Source organism: Shinella zoogloeoides (assembly GCF_033705735.1).
Lineage (GTDB): Bacteria > Pseudomonadota > Alphaproteobacteria > Rhizobiales > Rhizobiaceae > Shinella > Shinella zoogloeoides_A.
In genome coordinates this window covers 2,740,001-2,759,492 of the sequence record NZ_CP131130.1, presented here as the reverse complement: position 1 = coordinate 2,759,492, position 19,492 = coordinate 2,740,001, and the positions used below count along the sequence as shown (strand labels likewise).

General features: G+C 64.5%; 16 protein-coding genes (1 of these 16 only partly in view). 14 read left to right on the top strand and 2 right to left on the bottom strand.

Translation table 11 applies throughout. From position 1 onward, the window contains the following. Positions 1 to 12: 12 nt before the first annotated feature. Positions 13 to 783 carry an SDR family oxidoreductase gene (locus ShzoTeo12_RS13645; protein ID WP_318910084.1) on the bottom strand — a complete coding sequence of 257 codons (771 nt, stop codon included), beginning with the start codon at positions 781 to 783 and terminating at the stop codon, positions 13 to 15. Between the two features lie 137 nt (positions 784 to 920). Between ShzoTeo12_RS13645 and ShzoTeo12_RS13640 the strand changes: the two genes are divergently transcribed. From ShzoTeo12_RS13640 to clpB, 14 genes are all read left to right on the top strand, one after another. Beyond that, positions 921 to 1,691, top strand: a complete 771-nt coding sequence (locus ShzoTeo12_RS13640; protein ID WP_119259125.1) for a DeoR/GlpR family DNA-binding transcription regulator — start codon at positions 921 to 923, stop codon at positions 1,689 to 1,691. A gap of 114 nt (positions 1,692 to 1,805) precedes the next feature. Next, entirely contained in the window at positions 1,806 to 3,323 is a 1,518-nt protein-coding gene (gene glpD, locus ShzoTeo12_RS13635; RefSeq protein WP_318910083.1) for a glycerol-3-phosphate dehydrogenase, read from the top strand. Between the two features lie 41 nt (positions 3,324 to 3,364). Continuing rightward, positions 3,365 to 4,447 (top strand): ABC transporter ATP-binding protein, encoded by a 1,083-nt coding sequence (locus ShzoTeo12_RS13630; RefSeq protein WP_318910082.1) that lies wholly within the window; start codon positions 3,365 to 3,367, stop codon positions 4,445 to 4,447. Positions 4,448 to 4,457: 10 nt separating this feature from the next. Beyond that, the gene (locus ShzoTeo12_RS13625) at positions 4,458 to 5,528 is read left to right on the top strand and encodes an ABC transporter ATP-binding protein (RefSeq protein WP_318910081.1); all 1,071 of its coding nucleotides are present in this window, start codon (positions 4,458 to 4,460) and stop codon (positions 5,526 to 5,528) included. A 2-nt stretch (positions 5,529 to 5,530) separates the two neighbouring features. Further along, positions 5,531 to 6,397, top strand: coding sequence for a sugar ABC transporter permease (locus tag ShzoTeo12_RS13620; protein ID WP_318910080.1), 867 nt, complete (start codon positions 5,531 to 5,533; stop codon positions 6,395 to 6,397). Positions 6,398 to 6,408: 11 nt separating this feature from the next. Continuing rightward, positions 6,409 to 7,290 carry a carbohydrate ABC transporter permease gene (locus tag ShzoTeo12_RS13615; RefSeq protein ID WP_318910079.1) on the top strand — a complete coding sequence of 294 codons (882 nt, stop codon included), beginning with the start codon at positions 6,409 to 6,411 and terminating at the stop codon, positions 7,288 to 7,290. 13 nt (positions 7,291 to 7,303) lie between these two features. Then, positions 7,304 to 7,723 carry a DUF2160 domain-containing protein gene (locus ShzoTeo12_RS13610; protein ID WP_318910078.1) on the top strand — a complete coding sequence of 140 codons (420 nt, stop codon included), beginning with the start codon at positions 7,304 to 7,306 and terminating at the stop codon, positions 7,721 to 7,723. A 76-nt stretch (positions 7,724 to 7,799) separates the two neighbouring features. After that, the gene (locus ShzoTeo12_RS13605) at positions 7,800 to 9,521 is read left to right on the top strand and encodes an ABC transporter substrate-binding protein (protein ID WP_318910077.1); all 1,722 of its coding nucleotides are present in this window, start codon (positions 7,800 to 7,802) and stop codon (positions 9,519 to 9,521) included. Between the two features lie 212 nt (positions 9,522 to 9,733). Beyond that, on the top strand, positions 9,734 to 11,008 hold the full coding sequence (locus ShzoTeo12_RS13600) for an aspartate kinase (RefSeq protein ID WP_119259108.1): 1,275 nt from the start codon (positions 9,734 to 9,736) through the stop codon (positions 11,006 to 11,008). A gap of 83 nt (positions 11,009 to 11,091) precedes the next feature. Beyond that, positions 11,092 to 13,359, top strand: a complete 2,268-nt coding sequence (gene ptsP, locus ShzoTeo12_RS13595; protein ID WP_119259109.1) for a phosphoenolpyruvate--protein phosphotransferase — start codon at positions 11,092 to 11,094, stop codon at positions 13,357 to 13,359. A gap of 21 nt (positions 13,360 to 13,380) precedes the next feature. Further along, a complete protein-coding gene (prfA, locus tag ShzoTeo12_RS13590; RefSeq protein ID WP_318910076.1) occupies positions 13,381 to 14,463 on the top strand; it encodes a peptide chain release factor 1 in 1,083 nt (360 codons plus the stop codon). Beyond that, positions 14,460 to 15,329 carry a peptide chain release factor N(5)-glutamine methyltransferase gene (gene prmC / locus ShzoTeo12_RS13585; RefSeq protein ID WP_318910075.1) on the top strand — a complete coding sequence of 290 codons (870 nt, stop codon included), beginning with the start codon at positions 14,460 to 14,462 and terminating at the stop codon, positions 15,327 to 15,329. The genes prfA and prmC overlap by 4 nt, the downstream gene beginning before the upstream one ends. A gap of 329 nt (positions 15,330 to 15,658) precedes the next feature. Further along, positions 15,659 to 16,309, top strand: a complete 651-nt coding sequence (locus ShzoTeo12_RS13580) for a DUF4167 domain-containing protein (RefSeq protein WP_318910074.1) — start codon at positions 15,659 to 15,661, stop codon at positions 16,307 to 16,309. Between the two features lie 254 nt (positions 16,310 to 16,563). Then, entirely contained in the window at positions 16,564 to 19,170 is a 2,607-nt protein-coding gene (gene clpB, locus ShzoTeo12_RS13575) for an ATP-dependent chaperone ClpB (protein ID WP_318912457.1), read from the top strand. A 99-nt stretch (positions 19,171 to 19,269) separates the two neighbouring features. Here clpB and ShzoTeo12_RS13570 read toward each other — a convergent pair whose 3' ends face one another. Further along, positions 19,270 to 19,492 carry the 3' portion of a M23 family metallopeptidase gene (locus ShzoTeo12_RS13570; RefSeq protein WP_318910073.1) on the bottom strand. Its footprint extends 1,730 nt past the window's final position, so 223 of the gene's 1,953 nt are visible here — the last part of the coding sequence; the start codon falls outside the window, past its right edge; the stop codon is at positions 19,270 to 19,272.

Here is a 19,492-nt window from a genome sequence, read left to right as displayed (position 1 = left end):
GGACGGAGGCGGTCAGCAGATGAGCTGGCCGCCGTTCACTTCCAGCACCTGGCCGGTGATGTAGCCCGAGAGCGCATCGGAGGCGAGGAAGAGATAGGCGGGAGCGCAGTCCTCCGCCGTTCCGAGCCGCTGCAGGGGAATGGTCCTGCGCGTTGCCTCCAGCTTTTCGGCGGAGGAATAGCGCGAATGGAAATCCGTGGTGATCGTGCCGGGCGAGACGCAGTTGACGCGGATGCCGTCCGGGGCGAGCTCACGGGCAAGGCCCTTGGAATAGGTGGCGACGAAGGCCTTGGTGGCGGAATAGATCGCCGAGCCGGGGCTGCCGCCGGTCAGCGCCGAAATCGACACCGTATTGACGATGGCCGCGCGCGGCGCGCGGCGGAGCGAGCGCAGCAGGCCGCGCGTCACCTCGACGACGGAGGTCTGGTTGAGGCGCACGACGGTCTCGTATTCCTCGTCGGTGAGGTCGGCGGCGGGAAAGCGGCCGACCATGGTGCCGGCATTGTTGATCAGCACGTCGACATGCGGGAAGAGGCTGTCCACGCGCTGCAGCAGCGTGCCGACGCCGCCTTCGACGAGGAAGTCCGAATAGACGATGTGGGCGCGCGCATCGGCGACGGCGTTTTCGAGGAAATCGGGAAGCGGTCCATGGGCCGCGCGGCCGCCGTGCAGCAGCACATGGGCGCCGCAATCGAGGAACTGCCGGGCGATCTCCAGCCCGATGCCGCGTCCCGCGCCGGTCACCACGACATTCGCGCCCTTGAACAAGGCTGGATGAAACATGTGTCTTCCTCCCCGGTCACCTGCCGTCTGCGCAGTATCCCAAAAAGACGCCCGCACTCCAAGAAGGCAGAGCGGGTGAATTGATGTGGTTTCGTTTTTGCATATTATGAAAACAAACGAAAGCAATGGAGGAGCCCATGTTTCTGACAGGTCGCCAGGCGGAGATCGTCGATCTCGCCAAGGTCGAGGGCCGCGTGCTCGTGGAGGACCTCGCGGCGCGCTTCTCCGTGACGCCGCAGACCATCCGCAAGGACCTCAACGATCTCTGCGACAACAAGGTGCTGACGCGCATCCATGGCGGCGCGCTGTTCCCGAGCGGTAACGAGAATGTGAAATACGAGGCCCGCCGCTCCATCGCCGCGCCGGAAAAGCAGGCGATCGGCCGCGCCGCCGCGGGCATGATCCCCGACAATTCCTCGCTCTTCATCAATATCGGCACGACGACGGAGGCCGTCGGCGACGCGCTGCTCGAGCATAAAGAGCTGATGGTCATCACCAATAACATCAACGTCGCCAACCGGTTGCGCGTCTATCCCTCGATCGAGGTGGTCATTGCCGGCGGCGTCGTGCGCGGCTCGGACGGCGGCATCGTCGGCGAGGCGGCGGTGGATTTCATCCGCCAGTTCAAGGTGGACTATGCGGTGATCGGCGTTTCGGCCATCGACGAGGACGGCGCGCTGCTCGATTTCGACTACCGCGAGGTGAAGGTGGCGCAGGCGATCATCGCGAATGCGCGCCATGTCATCCTGGTTTCGGATTCCACGAAATTCGAAAGGACCGCGCCGGTGCGCATCGGGCACCTCTCGCAGGTCCATACATTCATCACGGATACCTGTCCTTTCGAGGGGATTCGCAGCATTTGCCAGGAGCATGACGTGCGTCTCGTGGAGACCGCACCGCAGGCGTGACGCAGCCTGATCGTATTTCCGATCGCATTCGTTTGACATTCGAAATGTTTTCGTTTTAACTCTCCATGCTTTCGCAACTGCGCAAATTTGTGCAATGCGAAATGGGAGGGGAATTTGGACGGCGACGTGATCCGCGATATTTTCGTCATCGGTGGCGGCATCAACGGCTGCGGCATCGCGCGCGATGCGGCGGGACGCGGCTATTCGGTCGTGCTTGCCGAGATGAAGGACTTCGCCTCCGGCACCTCTTCCGCCTCGACCAAGCTCATCCATGGCGGGCTGCGCTATCTGGAGCATTACGAATTCCGCCTCGTGCGCGAGGCGCTGATGGAGCGCGAAGTGCTCTGGGCCATGGCGCCGCATGTCATCTGGCCGATGCGCTTCGTGCTGCCGTTCCAGAAGGGCGGCCTGCGCCCGGCCTGGCTCATCCGCCTCGGCCTTTTCCTCTACGACTATATCGGCGGGCGCAAGCTGCTGCCGGCGACCGCGACGCTCGACCTTGCGAAGGACCCGGCAGGCGGGCCGCTGAAGAAGCTCTTCCGCAAGGCCTTCGAATATTCCGACGGCTGGGTGGACGATGCGCGCCTCGTGGTGCTGAATGCGCGCGACGCGGCCGACCGCGGCGCGGATATCCGCACCGGCACCAAGGTCGTCACCGCCCGGCGCGAGAACGGCCACTGGAACGTCGAGACGGAGAATGTCGCGACGGGCGACCGCGAGACGGTCCGCGCCCGCATGCTGGTGAACGCCGCCGGACCCTGGGTGGACAAGGTCCTCTCCTCGGCCTTTGGCCGCAACGATGTACACAATGTCCGCCTGGTGCAGGGCAGCCATATCGTCGTGAAGAAGAAATTCTCCGATCCGCGCGCCTACTTCTTCCAGAACCCGGACGGGCGTATCATGTTCGCCATTCCCTACCAGGAAGAGTTCACGCTGATCGGCACGACTGACCGCGACTATCAGGGCGATCCGCGCGATGCGCGCATCAGCGACGAGGAAATCGACTATCTGTGCGCCTCGGCGAGCGAGTATTTCGCCGATCCGGTGAAGCGCGAGGACATCGTCTGGACCTATTCCGGCGTGCGCCCGCTCTTCGACGATGGCGCCAGCAAGGCGCAGGAAGCCACGCGCGACTACGTGCTGAAGGTCGAGGGCGGCGACGGGCAGGCCCCGCTGCTCAACATCTTCGGCGGCAAGCTCACCACCTACCGGCGTCTTGCCGAATCGGCGCTGGAGAAGATCGGCGATGCGATCGGCGAGAAGGGGGAGTGCTGGACGGCCCGGTCCCGTCTGCCGGGCGGCGATTTTGCGGTCGACGGTTTCGATGCCGAGGTGAAGGGACTTGTCGCGCAATTTCCCTTTCTCGCGCCCGCCCATGCCCGCCGGCTCGTGCGCCTCTACGGCACGCGGGCGAAGGCGATGCTGGAGGGCGCAAAGACGGTGGACGATCTCGGCCGGCACTTCGGCAGCGATCTCTACGAGCGCGAGGTACGCTGGCTGATGAAGGAAGAATGGGCCCGGCACGCCGAGGACGTGCTGTGGCGGCGGACCAAACGAGGATTGCATCTGACGGCCGCGGAAGCGGCCGCGCTGGAAGACTACATGGCGGCCGCAAGGGCGGCGCCCCACTAGCACACCCGATCCGGTGGCTGGGAGGAACGACGGAGACAGGAATGCTGGAACTGAGAAACATCGCGAAGGTGGCGGGGGCGGACACGCATATCCACCCGACCAACCTCGTGCTCGAGCGCGGCTCGCTCAACGTGCTGCTCGGCCCGACGCTGTCGGGCAAGACCTCGCTGATGCGCCTGATGGCCGGGCTCGACAAGCCGACCTCCGGCTCCGTCTGGTTCGATGGCAAGGATGTGACGGGCGTGCGCGTGCAGGACCGGGGCGTCGCCATGGTCTACCAGCAGTTCATCAACTACCCGGCGATGACCGTCTACGAGAACATCGCCTCGCCGATGCGCATCAAGGGCGCCGATGCGGCGACCATCGACCGCGAAGTGCGTAAGGCGGCGGAGCTCCTGAAGCTGACGCCCTATCTCGACCGCACGCCGCTCAACCTTTCCGGCGGCCAGCAGCAGCGAACGGCGCTCGCCCGCGCCATCGTCAAGAATGCCAGCCTGGTGCTGCTCGACGAGCCGCTCGCCAATCTCGACTATAAGCTGCGCGAGGAGCTGCGGCTGGAGCTTCCGAAGATCTTTTCCGCCTCCGGTGCGATCTTCGTCTATGCGACGACGGAGCCTTCCGAAGCGCTGCTTCTCGGCGGCAACACGGCGACGCTGTCGGAAGGGCGCATCACCCAGTTCGGCCGCACCATCGACGTCTATCGCCGTCCGAACGACCTTCTGACCGCCCGCACCTTCGCCGATCCGCCGCTCAACACGATGCAGGTCGTGAAGACCGGCGGCCATTTCGAGGTCGGCGGCAAGCCGGTGCTGCCGGTGCCGGCGCATCTTTCTGCGCTGCCGGACGGTCCCTGCACCATCGCCTTCCAGCCGCATCATCTTTCGCTTTCCAGCCAGAGCCCGGCCTCCGCGAGCCTTAAGGCGCGCACGGCGATTTCGGAGATCGCGGGCTCGGAGAGCTTCATCCATATCGAATTCGAGGGCACCCGCTGGGTCATGCTTGCGCCCGGCATCCACGACATCGAGCCCGACGCGGTCGTCACCGTCCATGTCGACACGCGCCACCTGATGGCGTTCGGCGCGGATGGCAGGGCGATGGCCGAGCCGGCCGCCGCGGCGGCGTGAGGAGAAGACCATGGCACGCATCAACCTCGACCACATCCGCCATTCCTACGGCGAGAAGCCGAAGTCCGAAGCGGACTATGCGCTGAAGGAAGTGCATCACGAGTGGAACGACGGCGGCGCCTATGCGCTGCTCGGCCCCTCGGGCTGCGGCAAGACCACGCTGCTCAACATCATCTCGGGCCTGCTGCAGCCGTCGGAGGGTCGCATCCTTTTCGACGGAAAGGACGTGACGTACCTGTCGACGCAGGAGCGCAACATCGCGCAGGTCTTCCAGTTCCCGGTCATCTACGACACGATGACGGTCTACGACAATCTCGCCTTCCCGCTGCGCAACCGCGGCGTCGCCGAGCCGGACGTCGACCGGCGCGTGCGCGAGATCCTGGAAATGATCGACCTTGCCGGCTGGGCGAAGAAGACGGCGCGCGGCCTCACCGCCGACCAGAAGCAGAAGATATCGCTCGGCCGCGGCCTCGTGCGCAACGACGTCAATGCCATCCTGTTCGACGAGCCGCTGACGGTCATCGACCCGCATATGAAATGGGTGCTGCGCTCGCAGCTCAAGAAGCTGCACCGCCAGTTCGGCTTCACCATGGTCTATGTCACGCATGACCAGACCGAGGCGCTGACCTTCGCCGACAAGGTCGTCGTGATGTATGACGGCCAGATCGTGCAGATCGGCACGCCGGCCGAGCTCTTCGAAAAGCCGAGCCACACCTTCGTCGGCTATTTCATCGGTTCGCCGGGCATGAACGTCCTGCCGGCCGCCATCGACGGCGGCAGCGTCCGGGTCGGCGAGGAGACGATCACCCTCGGCTATTCGCCGGTGATCGCCGCCGGCGCCAGGACGGAGCTCGGCATCCGCCCGGAATTCATCTCGCTTTCGCGCGACGGCATGCCCGTCTCGATCAGCAAGGTCGAGGATATCGGCCGGCAGAAGATCGTGCGGGCGGAATTCGCCGGCAGGCCGATCGCCATCGTCGTGCCGGAGGACGGTGAGATCCCGGCCGATCCGCGCGTCACCTTCGACCTCGCCGCCATCAACATCTACGCCGATAGCTGGCGTGTCGGCAGGGAGGGCTGACGATGAACAAGACCTGGAACAACAAGGCCTGGTTCATGGTGCTGCCGATGCTGCTGCTGGTGGCCTTCTCGGCCATCGTGCCGCTGATGACCGTCGTGAACTATTCGGTGCAGGACACGTTCGGCAACAACGAGTTCTTCTGGAACGGCGTCGGCTGGTTCACGGACGTCCTTGAATCCGACCGCTTCTGGGAGGCGCTCGGCCGCAACCTGCTCTTCTCCGCGATCATCCTCGTCATCGAGATCCCGCTCGGCATCCTGATCGCGCTCAACATGCCGAAGAAGGGCCTCGGCGTGCCGGTCTGCCTCGTGCTGATGGCGCTGCCGCTGCTCATTCCGTGGAACGTGGTCGGCACGATCTGGCAGGTCTTCGGCCGCGTCGACATCGGCCTGCTCGGCCGCGTGCTCGACGGGCTCGGCTTCAGCTACAACTACGTGAACAACGTCTTCGACGCCTGGGTCACGCTGATCGTCATGGACGTCTGGCACTGGACGAGCCTCGTCGTGCTGCTGTGCTATGCCGGCCTCGTCTCGATCCCGGAGGCCTATTACCAGGCCGCCAAGATCGACGGCGCCTCGCGCTGGGCGGTGTTCCGCTACATCCAGCTTCCGAAGATGAAGCGCGTGCTGCTCATCGCCTTCCTGCTGCGCTTCATGGACAGCTTCATGATCTATACCGAGCCCTTCGTCGTCACCGGCGGCGGCCCCGGCAACTCGACCACGTTCCTTTCGATCGACCTCGTCAAGATGGCGATCGGCCAGTTCGACCTTGGCCCGGCCGCGGCCATGTCCATCATCTACTTCCTGATCATCCTGCTTCTGTCGTGGATCTTCTACACGGTCATGACCAGCAGCGACGAGCAGGCGTGAGGGAGGAAACCATGACCTCACAGGCAACCACCGCAAGCACCATCGGAACGAGCGTTGCGAGCAGCGCCGGCGCAAGAGCCGGCGCCGGCAGCAAGCGCAGCTTCTCCTGGATCGTGCCGACCCTCTACATCGTCTTCCTGATGCTGCCGATCTACTGGCTCGTCAACATGAGCTTCAAGACGAATACCGAGATCACCGGCGTCTTCTCGCTGTGGCCGCAGACGCCGACGCTGCGGAACTATGCCGTCATCTTCACCGATCCGGCCTGGTATTCCGGCTATATCAACTCGATCATCTATGTGGTCCTGAACACGATCATCTCGATCGCGGTGGCGCTGCCGGCGGCCTATGCCTTCTCGCGCTACCGCTTCCTCGGCGACAAGCACCTGTTCTTCTGGCTGCTGACCAACCGCATGGCGCCGCCGGCCGTCTTCGCGCTGCCGTTCTTCCAGCTCTATTCGGCCTTCGGCCTGATCGACACGCATATAGCCGTCGCCATCGCGCATTGCCTGTTCAACGTGCCGCTCGCCGTCTGGATCCTGGAAGGCTTCATGTCGGGCGTGCCGAAGGAGATCGACGAGACGGCCTATATCGACGGCTATTCCTTCCCGCGCTTCTTCACGAAGATCTTCGTGCCGCTGATCGCCTCGGGTATCGGGGTGGCCGCCTTCTTCTGCTTCATGTTCTCCTGGGTCGAGCTGCTGATCGCCCGCACGCTGACGACGACGGACGCCAAGCCCATCGCCGCCACGATGACGCGCACGGTCTCGGCCTCCGGCATGGACTGGGGCGTGCTGGCCGCGGCCGGCGTGCTGACCATCATCCCCGGCGCGCTCGTGATCTATTTCGTCCGCAACTACATCGCCAAGGGCTTTGCCCTTGGCCGCGTCTGAGGGGGAGGGGCCGATGGCTGCCGTCGCCAACCGCAACAATCGCTGGCCCGTGGCGCTCGCCGTGGTGCTCGCCATCTATGCCGCCGCCACGGGCCTGCTCGTCACGGTGCTGCCGGTCAAGGACGGCGCGCGCGACTGGTTCGCCCCGCTCGTTCCGGGCGGCTGGATGGCCTGGTCGTTCCCGACGGCCATGTTCTTCCTGACCATCTTTCTGCTGATCGCGCTGATGGCGGTCTGGGAATATGACCGGCCGGGCGGTGCCCCGCGCGTCGGCATCCTGCGCTTCGAGACGACGCGCGGCGACCGATTGTTCGTGTCGCTGCTCGGCTCGGCGTTCATTCAACTCGCATGGCTGGGCCTCGTCGGCTCCAGCCTGTGGTGGGCTCTCGCCTTGTCCGTGGTCTACGCCATCGGCGTGTTCCGCTTCGTCTAGGCACCCGGAATGGAGGCCCCGGGGAGACACGAGGGGGCCTTCGCACTGCAATCGCAAACCCCAAGGGAGGACTAAAATGCGAAAGCAACTTCTGACGACGACGGCAGTCCTGCTGCTGGCGTTCACCGGTTCCGCATTCGCGGACATGGATGCTGCCAAGAAGTTCCTGGATTCGGAGATCGGCGATCTCTCGGCGCTGTCGCGCGCCGACCAGGAAAAGGAAATGCAATGGTTCGTCGATGCCGCCAAGCCCTTCGCCGGCATGGACATCAAGGTCGTTTCCGAAACGCTGACCACGCATGAATACGAATCGAAGGTCCTTGCGCCGGCCTTCACCGCCATCACCGGCATCAAGATCACGCACGACCTCATCGGCGAGGGCGACGTCATCGAGAAGCTGCAGACGCAGATGCAGTCGGGCGAGAACATCTACGACGCCTATGTCAACGACTCGGACCTCATCGGCACGCACTGGCGCTACAAGCAGGCCCGCGCGCTGACCGACTTCATGGCGAATGAAGGCAAGGACGTCACCAATCCGGGCCTCGACGTCGACGACTTCATCGGCAAGTCCTTCACGACCGCGCCGGACGGCAAGCTCTACCAGCTTCCCGACCAGCAGTTCGCGAACCTCTACTGGTTCCGCTACGACTGGTTCAACGACGAGAAGAACAAGGCGGACTTCAAGGCGAAGTACGGCTACGACCTCGGCGTTCCGGTCAACTGGTCGGCCTATGAGGACATCGCCGAATTCTTCACCGGCCGCGAGATCGACGGCAAGAAGGTCTTCGGCCATATGGACTACGGCAAGAAGGACCCGTCGCTTGGCTGGCGCTTCACCGACGCCTGGCTTTCGATGGCCGGCAACGGCGACAAGGGCATTCCGAATGGCCTGCCGGTCGACGAATGGGGCATCAAGGTCGACGAGAACTCACGTCCGGTCGGCTCGTGCGTCGCGCGCGGCGGCGACACCAACGGCCCGGCCTCGGTCTATGCCATCCAGAAATATCTCGACTGGATCAAGGCCTATGCTCCGCCGTCGGCAGGCGGCATGAACTTCTCCGAATCCGGTCCGGTTCCCTCGCAGGGCGAAGTCGCCCAGCAGATGTTCACCTATACGGCCTTCACCGCCGATTTCGTGAAGGAAGGCCTGCCGGTCGTGAATGCGGACGGCACGCCGAAATGGCGCTTCGCTCCGTCGCCGCATGGCGTCTACTGGAAGGACGGCATGAAGCTCGGCTATCAGGACGCCGGTTCCTGGACGCTGATGAAGTCCACCCCGGACGACCGCGCGAAGGCCGCCTGGCTCTATGCGCAGTTCGTGACGTCCAAGACCGTCGACGTGAAGAAGAGCCATGTCGGCCTCACCTTCATCCGCCAGTCCACGCTCGATCACAAGTCCTTCACCGATCGCGCGCCGAAGCTCGGCGGCCTCGTCGAGTTCTACCGTTCGCCGGCCCGTCTGCAGTGGTCGCCGACCGGCACGAACATTCCGGACTATCCGAAGCTCGCCCAGCTCTGGTGGCAGGCGATCGGCGATGCGGCATCCGGCGCCAAGACCGCGCAGGAAGCCATGGATTCGCTGTGCGCTGAGCAGGAAAAGGTTCTGAGCCGCCTCGAACGCGCCGGCGTTCAGGGCGACATGGGCCCGAAGCTCGCCGAGGAGCACGATCTCGAATACTGGAACAAGGACGCCGTCGCCAAGGGCAACCTCGCTCCGCAGCTCAAGATCGAGAACGAGAAGGAAAAGCCCCAGACCGTCAACTACGACGAACTCGTCAAGAGCTGGCAGAAGTAGCAAGGCTTGCGGGCGGCACGCCGCCCGCGGCCATCGTCATCCGATCCCCTTTGCCCGCGTGCCGCAAGGCGCGCGGGCCTTTTCGTCCGCGAAGCGTACCGATTGGTACAGTTTGCGGAAACCATGCATTGCGCTGTGCGGGGTCTTCCGCTAAGAGACCCCGCGGTTTCTCCCGCGCGCTCGCGCGATATCTGGAATAGCGGTACACACACATGGCACGCATCGTGATGAAATTCGGCGGAACGTCCGTCGCTGACCTCGACCGTATCCACAATGTGGCCCGCCATGTGAAACGCGAGGTCGATGCCGGCCACGAGGTCGCCGTCGTGGTCTCGGCCATGTCCGGCAAGACCAACGAGCTCGTCGCCTGGGTGCAGAACATGCCGAAGGTTACGGGTGCGTCCTCGCCCTTCTACGATGCGCGCGAATACGACGCCATCGTCGCCTCGGGTGAACTCGTCACCGCCGGGCTTCTGGCCGTCGCGCTCCAGTCGATGGGCATCAATGCCCGCTCCTGGCAGGGCTGGCAGATCCCGATCCGCACCGACAACGCCCACGGCGCCGCCCGCATCCTCGACATCGACGGTGCGGAAATGGTTCGCCGCATGGGCGAGGGCCAGGTCGCGGTCGTCGCCGGCTTCCAGGGCCTTGGCCCGGACAACCGCGTCGCCACGCTCGGCCGCGGCGGCTCGGACACGTCGGCAGTCGCCATCGCCGCCGCCGTCAAGGCGGACCGCTGCGACATCTATACCGATGTCGACGGCGTCTACACGACCGACCCGCGCATCGAACCGAAGGCCCGCCGTCTGAAGAAGATCGCTTTCGAGGAAATGCTCGAGATGGCTTCGCTCGGCGCCAAGGTGCTGCAGGTGCGCTCGGTCGAGCTTGCCATGGTGCACAAGGTCCGCACCTTCGTTCGCTCCTCTTTCGAGGATCCCGATGCACCGGGCATGGGCGATCTTCTGAACCCGCCCGGTACGCTGATTTGTGATGAGGATGAGATCGTGGAACAGGAAGTCGTAACGGGCATTGCCTATGCCAAGGATGAAGCGCAGATCTCGCTCCGCCGCGTCGCCGACCGGCCGGGCGTTTCGGCCGCGATCTTTGGCCCGCTGGCCGAGTCCCATATCAATGTCGACATGATCGTCCAGAACATTTCCGAGGACGGCTCGAAGACCGACATGACCTTCACCGTTCCCTCCGGCGACATGGAGAAGGCGATCAAGGTTCTCGAAGGCGCCAAGGAGACCGTGGGCTTCGACGTGATCCAGCACGAGACGGGCCTCGTGAAGGTCTCGGTCATCGGCATCGGCATGCGCAGCCATGCGGGCGTTGCCGCCTCCGCCTTCCGTGCGCTTGCCGAGAAGGGCATCAACATCAAGGCGATCACCACCTCCGAGATCAAGATTTCCATCCTGATCGACGGCCCCTATGCCGAACTCGCCGTTCGGACTTTGCATTCCGTCTACGGTCTCGATAAGAAGTAAGAACCGGCCGACTCGGCGCCGATCTTTGATCGCCGGCCCCGGGTGCGCCGGCGGGTAACGACATTTTCGGGAGACGCCACGCGATGAGAGACCTCTCCGCGGGTCCGCGCGTTCTTCTCAAGCGGCTGCGCGAACTGATGGCGGAGCCGCTCGAGCCGCAGGAGCGCCTTGACCAGATCGTGCGCCAGATCGCGCAGAACATGGTCGCGGAGGTGTGTTCCGTCTATGTGCTGCGCTCCGACGGCGTTCTCGAACTCTATGCCACCGAAGGCCTCAATCCCGGCGCCGTGCACCTTGCCCAGCTCAAGATGGGCCAGGGCCTCGTCGGCACCATCGCGGCCTCCGCGCGGCCGCTGAACCTTTCCGACGCCCAGTCGCACCCCGCCTTCACCTATCTGCCGGAAACGGGCGAGGAGATCTATCACTCCTTCCTCGGCGTTCCGATCCTGCGCACCGGCCGGGCGCTCGGCGTTCTCGTCGTGCAGAACAAGGCAAGCCGGACCTATCGCGAAGACGAGGTCGAGGCGCTCGAGACGACGGCGATGGTGATCGCCGAGATGGTGGCGACGGGCGAGCTGAAGAAGCTCACCAAGCCCGGCCTCGAGCTCGATCTTTCCCGCCCCGTGGGCATCGAGGGGTCGAGCTTCGGCGAAGGTATCGGCCTCGGCTATGTCGTGCTGCACGAGCCGCGCATCGTCGTCACGAACCTGCTCAACGAAGATTCCGAGCATGAACTCGGCCGGCTTGCCGAGGCGCTCGGTTCGCTGCGCATCTCCATCGACGACATGCTGTCGCGCCGCGAGATTTCCATGGAGGGCGAGCACCGCGAGGTGCTGGAGACCTACCGCATGTTCGCCCATGACCGCGGCTGGGTGAGGAAGCTCGAAGAGGCGATCCGCAACGGCCTGACGGCGGAAGCGGCGGTCGAGCGTGTACAGAGCGAGACCAAGGCGCGCATGATCCGCCTGACGGATCCTTATCTGCGCGAGCGCATGCACGATTTCGACGATCTTGCGAACCGCCTCCTGCGCCAGCTTACCGGCTATGGCGCCAAGCTTTCGGCGAGCAGCTTCCCCAACGACGCGATTGTCGTCGCGCGCGCCATGGGCGCGGCCGAGCTGCTCGACTATCCGCGCGAGAACGTGCGCGGCCTCGTGCTGGAGGAAGGCGCGGTGACGAGCCATGTGGTGATCGTCGCGCGGGCCATGGGTATTCCGGTCGTCGGCCAGGCGGCCGGTGCGGTGGCGCTTGCGGAAAACGGCGATCCCATCATCATCGACGGGGACGATGGCCGGGTGCATCTGCGGCCGCTTCCCGATCTTCAGCGTTCCTACGAGGAGAAGGTGCGGTTCCGCGCCCGCCGGCAGGAACAGTACAGGGCGCTGCGGGCCGTCGAGCCGGTCACGAAGGACGGCTGCGAGATCAATCTCCAGATGAATGCCGGCCTTCTGGTCGACCTGCCGCATCTCAACGAATCGGGCGCATCCGGCATCGGCCTCTTCCGCACCGAGCTCCAGTTCATGATCGCCTCGACCATGCCGAAGGCGGAAGAGCAGGAAGCCTTTTACCGCAATGTGCTGAAGCATGCGGGCGGGCGCCCCGTCACCTTCCGCACGCTGGATATCGGCGGCGACAAGGTCGTGCCCTATTTCCGCGCGGCGGAGGAAGAGAACCCGGCGCTCGGCTGGCGCGCCATCCGCCTGTCGCTCGACCGGCCGGGCCTTCTGCGCACCCAGCTTCGCGCCATGCTGCGGGCGACGGCCGGGGCCGATCTCCGGCTGATGCTGCCGATGGTGACGGAGGTTTCCGAGCTCCGCGAGGTCCGCGATCTCCTGCAGAAGGAGATCCAACGCCAGTCCAAGCTCGGCGAGCAACTGCCGAAAAAACTGCAGTTCGGCGCCATGCTGGAAGTGCCGTCGCTGCTCTGGCAGCTCGACGAGCTGATGGCGGAGGTCGATTTCGTCTCGGTCGGCTCGAACGATCTCTTCCAGTTCGCGATGGCGGTGGACCGGGGCAATGCCCGCGTCTCCGACCGTTTCGATACGCTCGGCCGGCCGTTCCTGCGCATCCTGCGCGACATCGTGCGCGCCGGCATCCGCAACGACACGTCCGTGACGCTTTGCGGCGAGATGGCGAGCAAGCCGATTTCCGCCATGGCGCTGCTCGGCATCGGCTTCCGTTCGGTCTCCATGTCGCCGGCGGCGATCGGGCCGGTGAAATCCATGCTTCTGGCGCTCGACGCGGGCAAGCTGGAGGCGGTGCTGACCCCGGCCATCGACGATTTGAAGCCGACGGCGTCCATTCGCCAGATTCTCACCGACTTTGCGGCCGAGAACGGCATTCCGCTTTAAAGATCTGACTGGAGTTGAACGGTGGCGAAGCTTCCCGTTGAAAAGATGCGCGAACTTGAACGCCGTTTCGGCGAGATCGAGGCGCGCATGTCGGCGGGGCCGGATTCGGAGACCTATGTGCGTCTCGCCTCGGAATATTCCGAGCTTCAGCCCGTCGTCGCGAAGGTGCGCGAATACGAGAAGGTGAATGGCGAGATCGTCGACCTTGAAGTATTGCTTGCCGACAAGGCAACGGATCGGGAGATGCGCGATCTTGCGGAAATGGAACTGCCGGACCTGAAGGAACGGCTCGAAGGCCTGGAAAAGGAGATGCAGATCCTGCTTCTCCCCAAGGACGCGGCCGACGAGAAGAGCGCGATCCTCGAAATCCGCGCCGGCACGGGCGGCTCCGAAGCGGCGCTGTTCGCCGGCGATCTCTTCCGCATGTACGAGCGCTACGCCGCCGCGCATGGCTGGAAGGTGGAGGTCATCTCCTCAAGCGAAGGCGAGGCCGGCGGCTTCAAGGAAATCATCGCGACGATCACTGGGCGCGGCGTCTTCGCCAAGCTGAAGTTCGAATCGGGCGTGCACCGTGTCCAGCGCGTGCCGGAGACGGAGGCGAGCGGGCGTATCCACACCTCCGCCGCCACGGTCGCCGTTCTGCCGGAAGCCGAGGAAATCGACATCGAGATCCGGCCGGAAGACATTCGCATCGACACGATGCGCTCTTCCGGTGCCGGCGGCCAGCACGTCAACACGACGGACTCGGCCGTGCGCATTACCCACCTGCCGACGGGCCTCGTCGTGACGAGCTCGGAAAAGTCGCAGCACCAGAACCGCGCCAAGGCGATGCAGATCCTGCGTTCGCGGCTCTACGACATGGAGCGCCAGCGCGCCGACAGCGAGCGTTCGGCCGACCGCAAGAGCCAGGTCGGCTCGGGCGACCGTTCCGAGCGCATTCGCACGTATAATTTTCCGCAGGGCCGCGTCACCGATCACCGCATCAACCTGACGCTCTACAAGCTCGACCGGATGATGATCGGCGAAATCGACGAAGTGGTCGATGCGCTGCTGGCGGACTATCAGGCCGGTCAGCTGGCGCAGCTCGGCGAACAGGGCCGATGAGCGGCGCGACGCTCGCCGAAACGCTGGCGGCGGCACGGCGCCGGCTTTGCGAGGCGGGCATTGCGGACGGCGCGCAGGATGCGCGGCTGCTGATCGCCGGCCTTCTCAAGCTTTCTTCTACCGCCTTCGTCACCGATGGCGCGCGCCTGCTGGATGCGTCCGAAAGAGCGGTGATCGAGGATGCATTGGCGCGGCGCGTGGCGCGCGAGCCGGTGCACCGCATCCTCGGCCACCGGGCCTTTTCGCGGCTCGACCTCATGCTTTCCCCCGAAACGCTGGAGCCGCGGCCGGATACGGAAGTCCTCGTCGACGCGCTCGTGCCCCATGCGTTGAGAATGGTCGCGGGTGACGGCTGCCGGATCCTCGATCTCGGCACGGGAACCGGCGCGATCTGCCTTGCGCTTCTCGACCTCGTACCCGGCGCGACCGGGATCGGCGCCGATCTTTCGACGGGAGCCCTTGAAACGGCGCGGCGCAATGCCGATATCAACGGCGTCGCCGACCGCTTCGAGACGGTCGAGAGCGACTGGTTTGCAGCCGTGGCCGGGGCGTTCGACATCATCGTGTCAAATCCGCCCTATATCGTCCGCTCCGTAGTCGGAACGCTGGACGAGGAAGTCCGGCTCCACGATCCGATCCTTGCGCTGGATGGCGGAGACGACGGGCTGGATGCCTATCGGGCCATTGCGGCGGGTGCGGGTGCTCATCTTCGGGAAAACGGCCTGGTGGCTTACGAGATCGGTTACGACCAGAAGGACCAGGTCACCGCGATCATGCGCGAACAGGGTTTCGCGCGCATCGAGGCGGTGCAGGATCTTGGCGGCAACGACCGCGTTCTCGTCTTCACAAGAGCAGGAACTGTGTGATTTCGCTGCGCAAGTGCAGCAAATTTCGCAGCCGCAAAGAAAAGGCTTGGAATTGTGAAGGAAGCGGGATAGTTTGCGGCCACGCACTGGGCAAGAGGTCATGCGTAAGGGATTCGATCCTGTATGACCCGATCGCGAGGATTGCTCTCTCGAAGAGTTGCTAGGGTTGAGACTGCCCTGTGCGGGTACCTGTTAATTTGACGTCTTACGGCGACAGGACCACCGACCGGCGTGGTTTGCCCGCAGGTAAGGATGCTTGATCTGGCGTGTCCCGATCAAGCCTGCAGACACATGAATCATCAAGACACGATACGTTAGGTGAGTGACATATGAGGCCAGGACAGCAAAACAAGCGCGGCCGCGGGCGTAACAACAACAATAATAACAATAATAACAACAACAACCACCGCAAGGGCGGCAATCCCCTGACGCGGACCTACGACAGCTCGGGTCCGGACGTGAAGATCAGGGGCACAGCCCAGCACATCGCCGAGAAATACTCTGCGCTTGCCCGGGACGCCCAGAGCGCCGGCGACCGTGTCATGGCGGAGAACTATCTCCAGCACGCCGAGCACTACAACCGCATCATTGCTGCCGCACAGGCGCAGATGCAGGAACGCTTCCCGCGTGACGAGCGCTCCGACAATGCCGACCGCGGCGATTTCAACGATCGTGACGGCTTCGACCGCGATCACGACGAAATCGATTCGACGCCCGTCGAGGAGCAGGCACCCGTTGCCGCCGCTCAGGTGGAGCAGCCGGTCGTCGTCGATGACGGCTCCGGCCCGCAGCCGGTGATCGAGGGCACGCCCGCCGAGGTCGCCCTCGACGAGGATGCCGCCGCTCCGGCAGGCGGCCGCGCGCCGCGCCGCCGCAATGCGGCCCGCCCGCGTCGCCCGCGCCGCGGCGAAGGCCAGGCGGCCGAAGGTGATCAGCCATCCGACGGCGATGCCCCGGCACTGGAAGCGGCTTCGGAATAAGCTTCCGTTCCATCGATCCATGAAGAACCCGGCCTTGCGCCGGGTTCTTGCGTTTGCGCAACCAGCGTTCCGAAAAATCTGTTTCCGCCGGCAGGCCGCTCCCTTTAATTCCGAAAATCCCTCCACCATATTCGCTTCAGGCGGTTGCCCGGCCCGAGCCGGCGACCGCACCATGAAGGGCTTGCCTTGACGGGAGCCCTATCCTGAATCGTCGACCGGTGCCTGATGGGCCGGCCGAGTTATGGAGGTAGATGATGAATATCGAAAAATACTCCGAACGCGTTCGCGGGTTCCTGCAATCTGCCCAGACCAAGGCGCTTGCGGACGGCAATCCGCAGTTCACGCCCGAACACGTTCTGAAGGTCCTGCTCGATGACGAGCAGGGCATGGCGACCTCGCTGATCGAGCGGGCCGGCGGCAATGCGCGCGACGCGCGGATCGCCAACGATGCCGCACTTGCCAAGCTGCCGAAGGTTTCCGGCGGCAACGGGCAGGTCTACCTCGCCCAGCCGCTCGCGAAGGTCTTCTCCACCGCGGAGGAAGCCGCCAAGAAGGCCGGTGACAGCTTCGTCACCGTCGAACGCCTGCTGCTGGCGCTCGCTATCGAGAAGTCCGCCGCGACCTCGGAAATCCTTGCCAAGGCCGGCGTGACGCCGACGTCGCTCAACCAGGTGATCAACGACATTCGCAAGGGCCGCACCGCTGATACGGCGAGCGCCGAGCAGGGCTTCGATTCGTTGAAGAAATTCGCCCGCGACCTCACAGCGGATGCGCGGGAAGGCCGGCTTGATCCCGTGATCGGCCGTGACGACGAAATCCGCCGCACGATCCAGGTCCTGTCGCGCCGCACGAAGAACAACCCTGTCCTCATCGGCGAGCCCGGCGTCGGCAAGACCGCCATCGCCGAGGGCCTTGCGCTGCGCATCGTCAATGGTGACGTGCCGGAAAGCCTGAAGGACAAGAAGCTGATGGCGCTCGACATGGGCGCGCTGATCGCCGGTGCGAAATATCGCGGCGAATTCGAGGAGCGCCTGAAGGCCGTGCTTGCCGAAGTGCAGGCGGAAGACGGCGAGATCATCCTGTTCATCGACGAGATGCACACGCTGGTCGGCGCCGGCAAGGCGGATGGGGCTATGGACGCCTCCAACCTGCTGAAGCCCGCGCTTGCCCGCGGCGAGCTGCACTGCGTCGGCGCGACCACGCTCGACGAGTACCGCAAGCATGTCGAGAAGGACGCCGCGCTCGCTCGCCGGTTCCAGCCCGTCATGGTGGACGAGCCGACTGTCGAGGACACGATCTCGATCCTGCGCGGCCTGAAGGAAAAGTACGAGCAGCACCACAAGGTCCGCATCTCCGATTCGGCCCTCGTTGCCGCCGCGACGCTTTCCAACCGCTACATCACGGATCGCTTCCTGCCGGACAAGGCGATCGACCTGATGGACGAAGCCGCCTCGCGGCTGCGTATGCAGGTCGATTCCAAGCCGGAAGAGCTCGATGAACTCGACCGCCGCATCATCCAGCTCAAGATCGAGCGCGAGGCCCTGAAGAAGGAGACCGACCGCTCGTCGCAGGACCGACTCGAAAAGCTCGAGATCGACCTTGCCGCGCTGGAAGAGGAAGCCGATGCGCTCACCGCGCGCTGGCAGGCGGAAAAGTCCAAGCTCGGCCGCGCCGCCGACCTGAAGCGCCAGCTCGACGAGCTGCGCAACGAACTGGCCATTGCCCAGCGCAAGGGTGAGTTCCAGCGCGCCGGTGAGCTTGCCTACGGCATCATCCCGAAGCTCGAAAAGGAGCTGGAGGAGGCCGAAGGCCGTGATGCGAGCGATATCGATCCAATGGTGCAGGAGGTCGTGACCCCCGACAACATTGCCCATGTGGTCTCCCGCTGGACGGGCATTCCCGTGGACAAGATGCTGGAAGGCGAGCGCGACAAGCTGCTGCGCATGGAAGACGAACTCGGCAAGTGGGTCGTCGGGCAAGGCGATGCCGTCCAGGCGGTCTCCCGCGCCGTCCGCCGCGCCCGCGCCGGCCTGCAGGATCCGAACCGGCCGATCGGCTCGTTCATCTTCCTCGGGCCCACCGGCGTCGGCAAGACGGAGCTGACCAAGGCGCTTGCCCGCTTCCTCTTCGACGACGAGACGGCGATCCAGCGCATGGACATGTCGGAATATATGGAGAAGCACTCCGTTGCCCGGCTGATCGGCGCGCCTCCCGGCTATGTCGGCTATGAGGAAGGCGGTGCGCTCACCGAATCCGTCCGCCGCCGGCCTTATCAGGTCGTGCTGTTCGACGAGATCGAGAAGGCGCATCCCGATGTCTTCAACGTGCTGCTGCAGGTCCTCGACGACGGCCGCCTGACCGATGGCCAGGGCCGCACCGTGGACTTCCGCAACACGATGATCATCATGACCTCGAACCTGGGCGCCGAATATCTGACGGCGCTCGGCGAAAACGAGGACAGCGATACGGTCCGCGACCAGGTGATGGATGTCGTCAAGATGGCATTCCGGCCGGAATTCCTGAACCGCGTCGACGAGATCATCCTGTTCCATCGCCTGCGGCGGTCGGAAATGGGCGCGATCGTCGACATCCAGCTGGAGCGCCTGCGCAAGCTGCTGGTGGATCGCAAGATTGTTCTCGACCTCGACGAGGAGGCCGTGCACTGGCTGGCCGAGAAGGGCTACGATCCGGTCTACGGCGCGCGTCCCCTGAAGCGGGCGATCCAGAAGCACCTTCAGGACCCGCTGGCGGAGAAGATCCTTGCCGGCGAGATTCCGGACGGCTCGATCGTCAAGGTGACGGCCGGCTCCGACCGGTTGCTCTTCTCGCCGCGTCACACCGCGGCGAGCAAGGCCGCCTGACGGAAGGGCATCGATAGAATAAAGAAGCGCGGGTCCCGGCCCGCGCTTTTTGCATTTCCGCCGCGCTCTTTGCAGGCCAACGCCAGGGAGGTGCGGATATCAGTGCGTTTCGGCCACTTCCGTCGCGTTTCCGTGGCCAAGGAGATCGTCGATGCGCTTGCGCTCGGTCTTGAACTGGGCGAGGGCCTTGCCCTCCAGCGACTTGCCGCCGGGCAGGCGGATCTTCAGCGCGTCGACCTTGTTGCCGTTGACGATCAATTCGTAGTGCAGGTGCGGGCCGGTGGAGAGGCCGGTCGTGCCGACGAAGCCGATCACCTGGCCC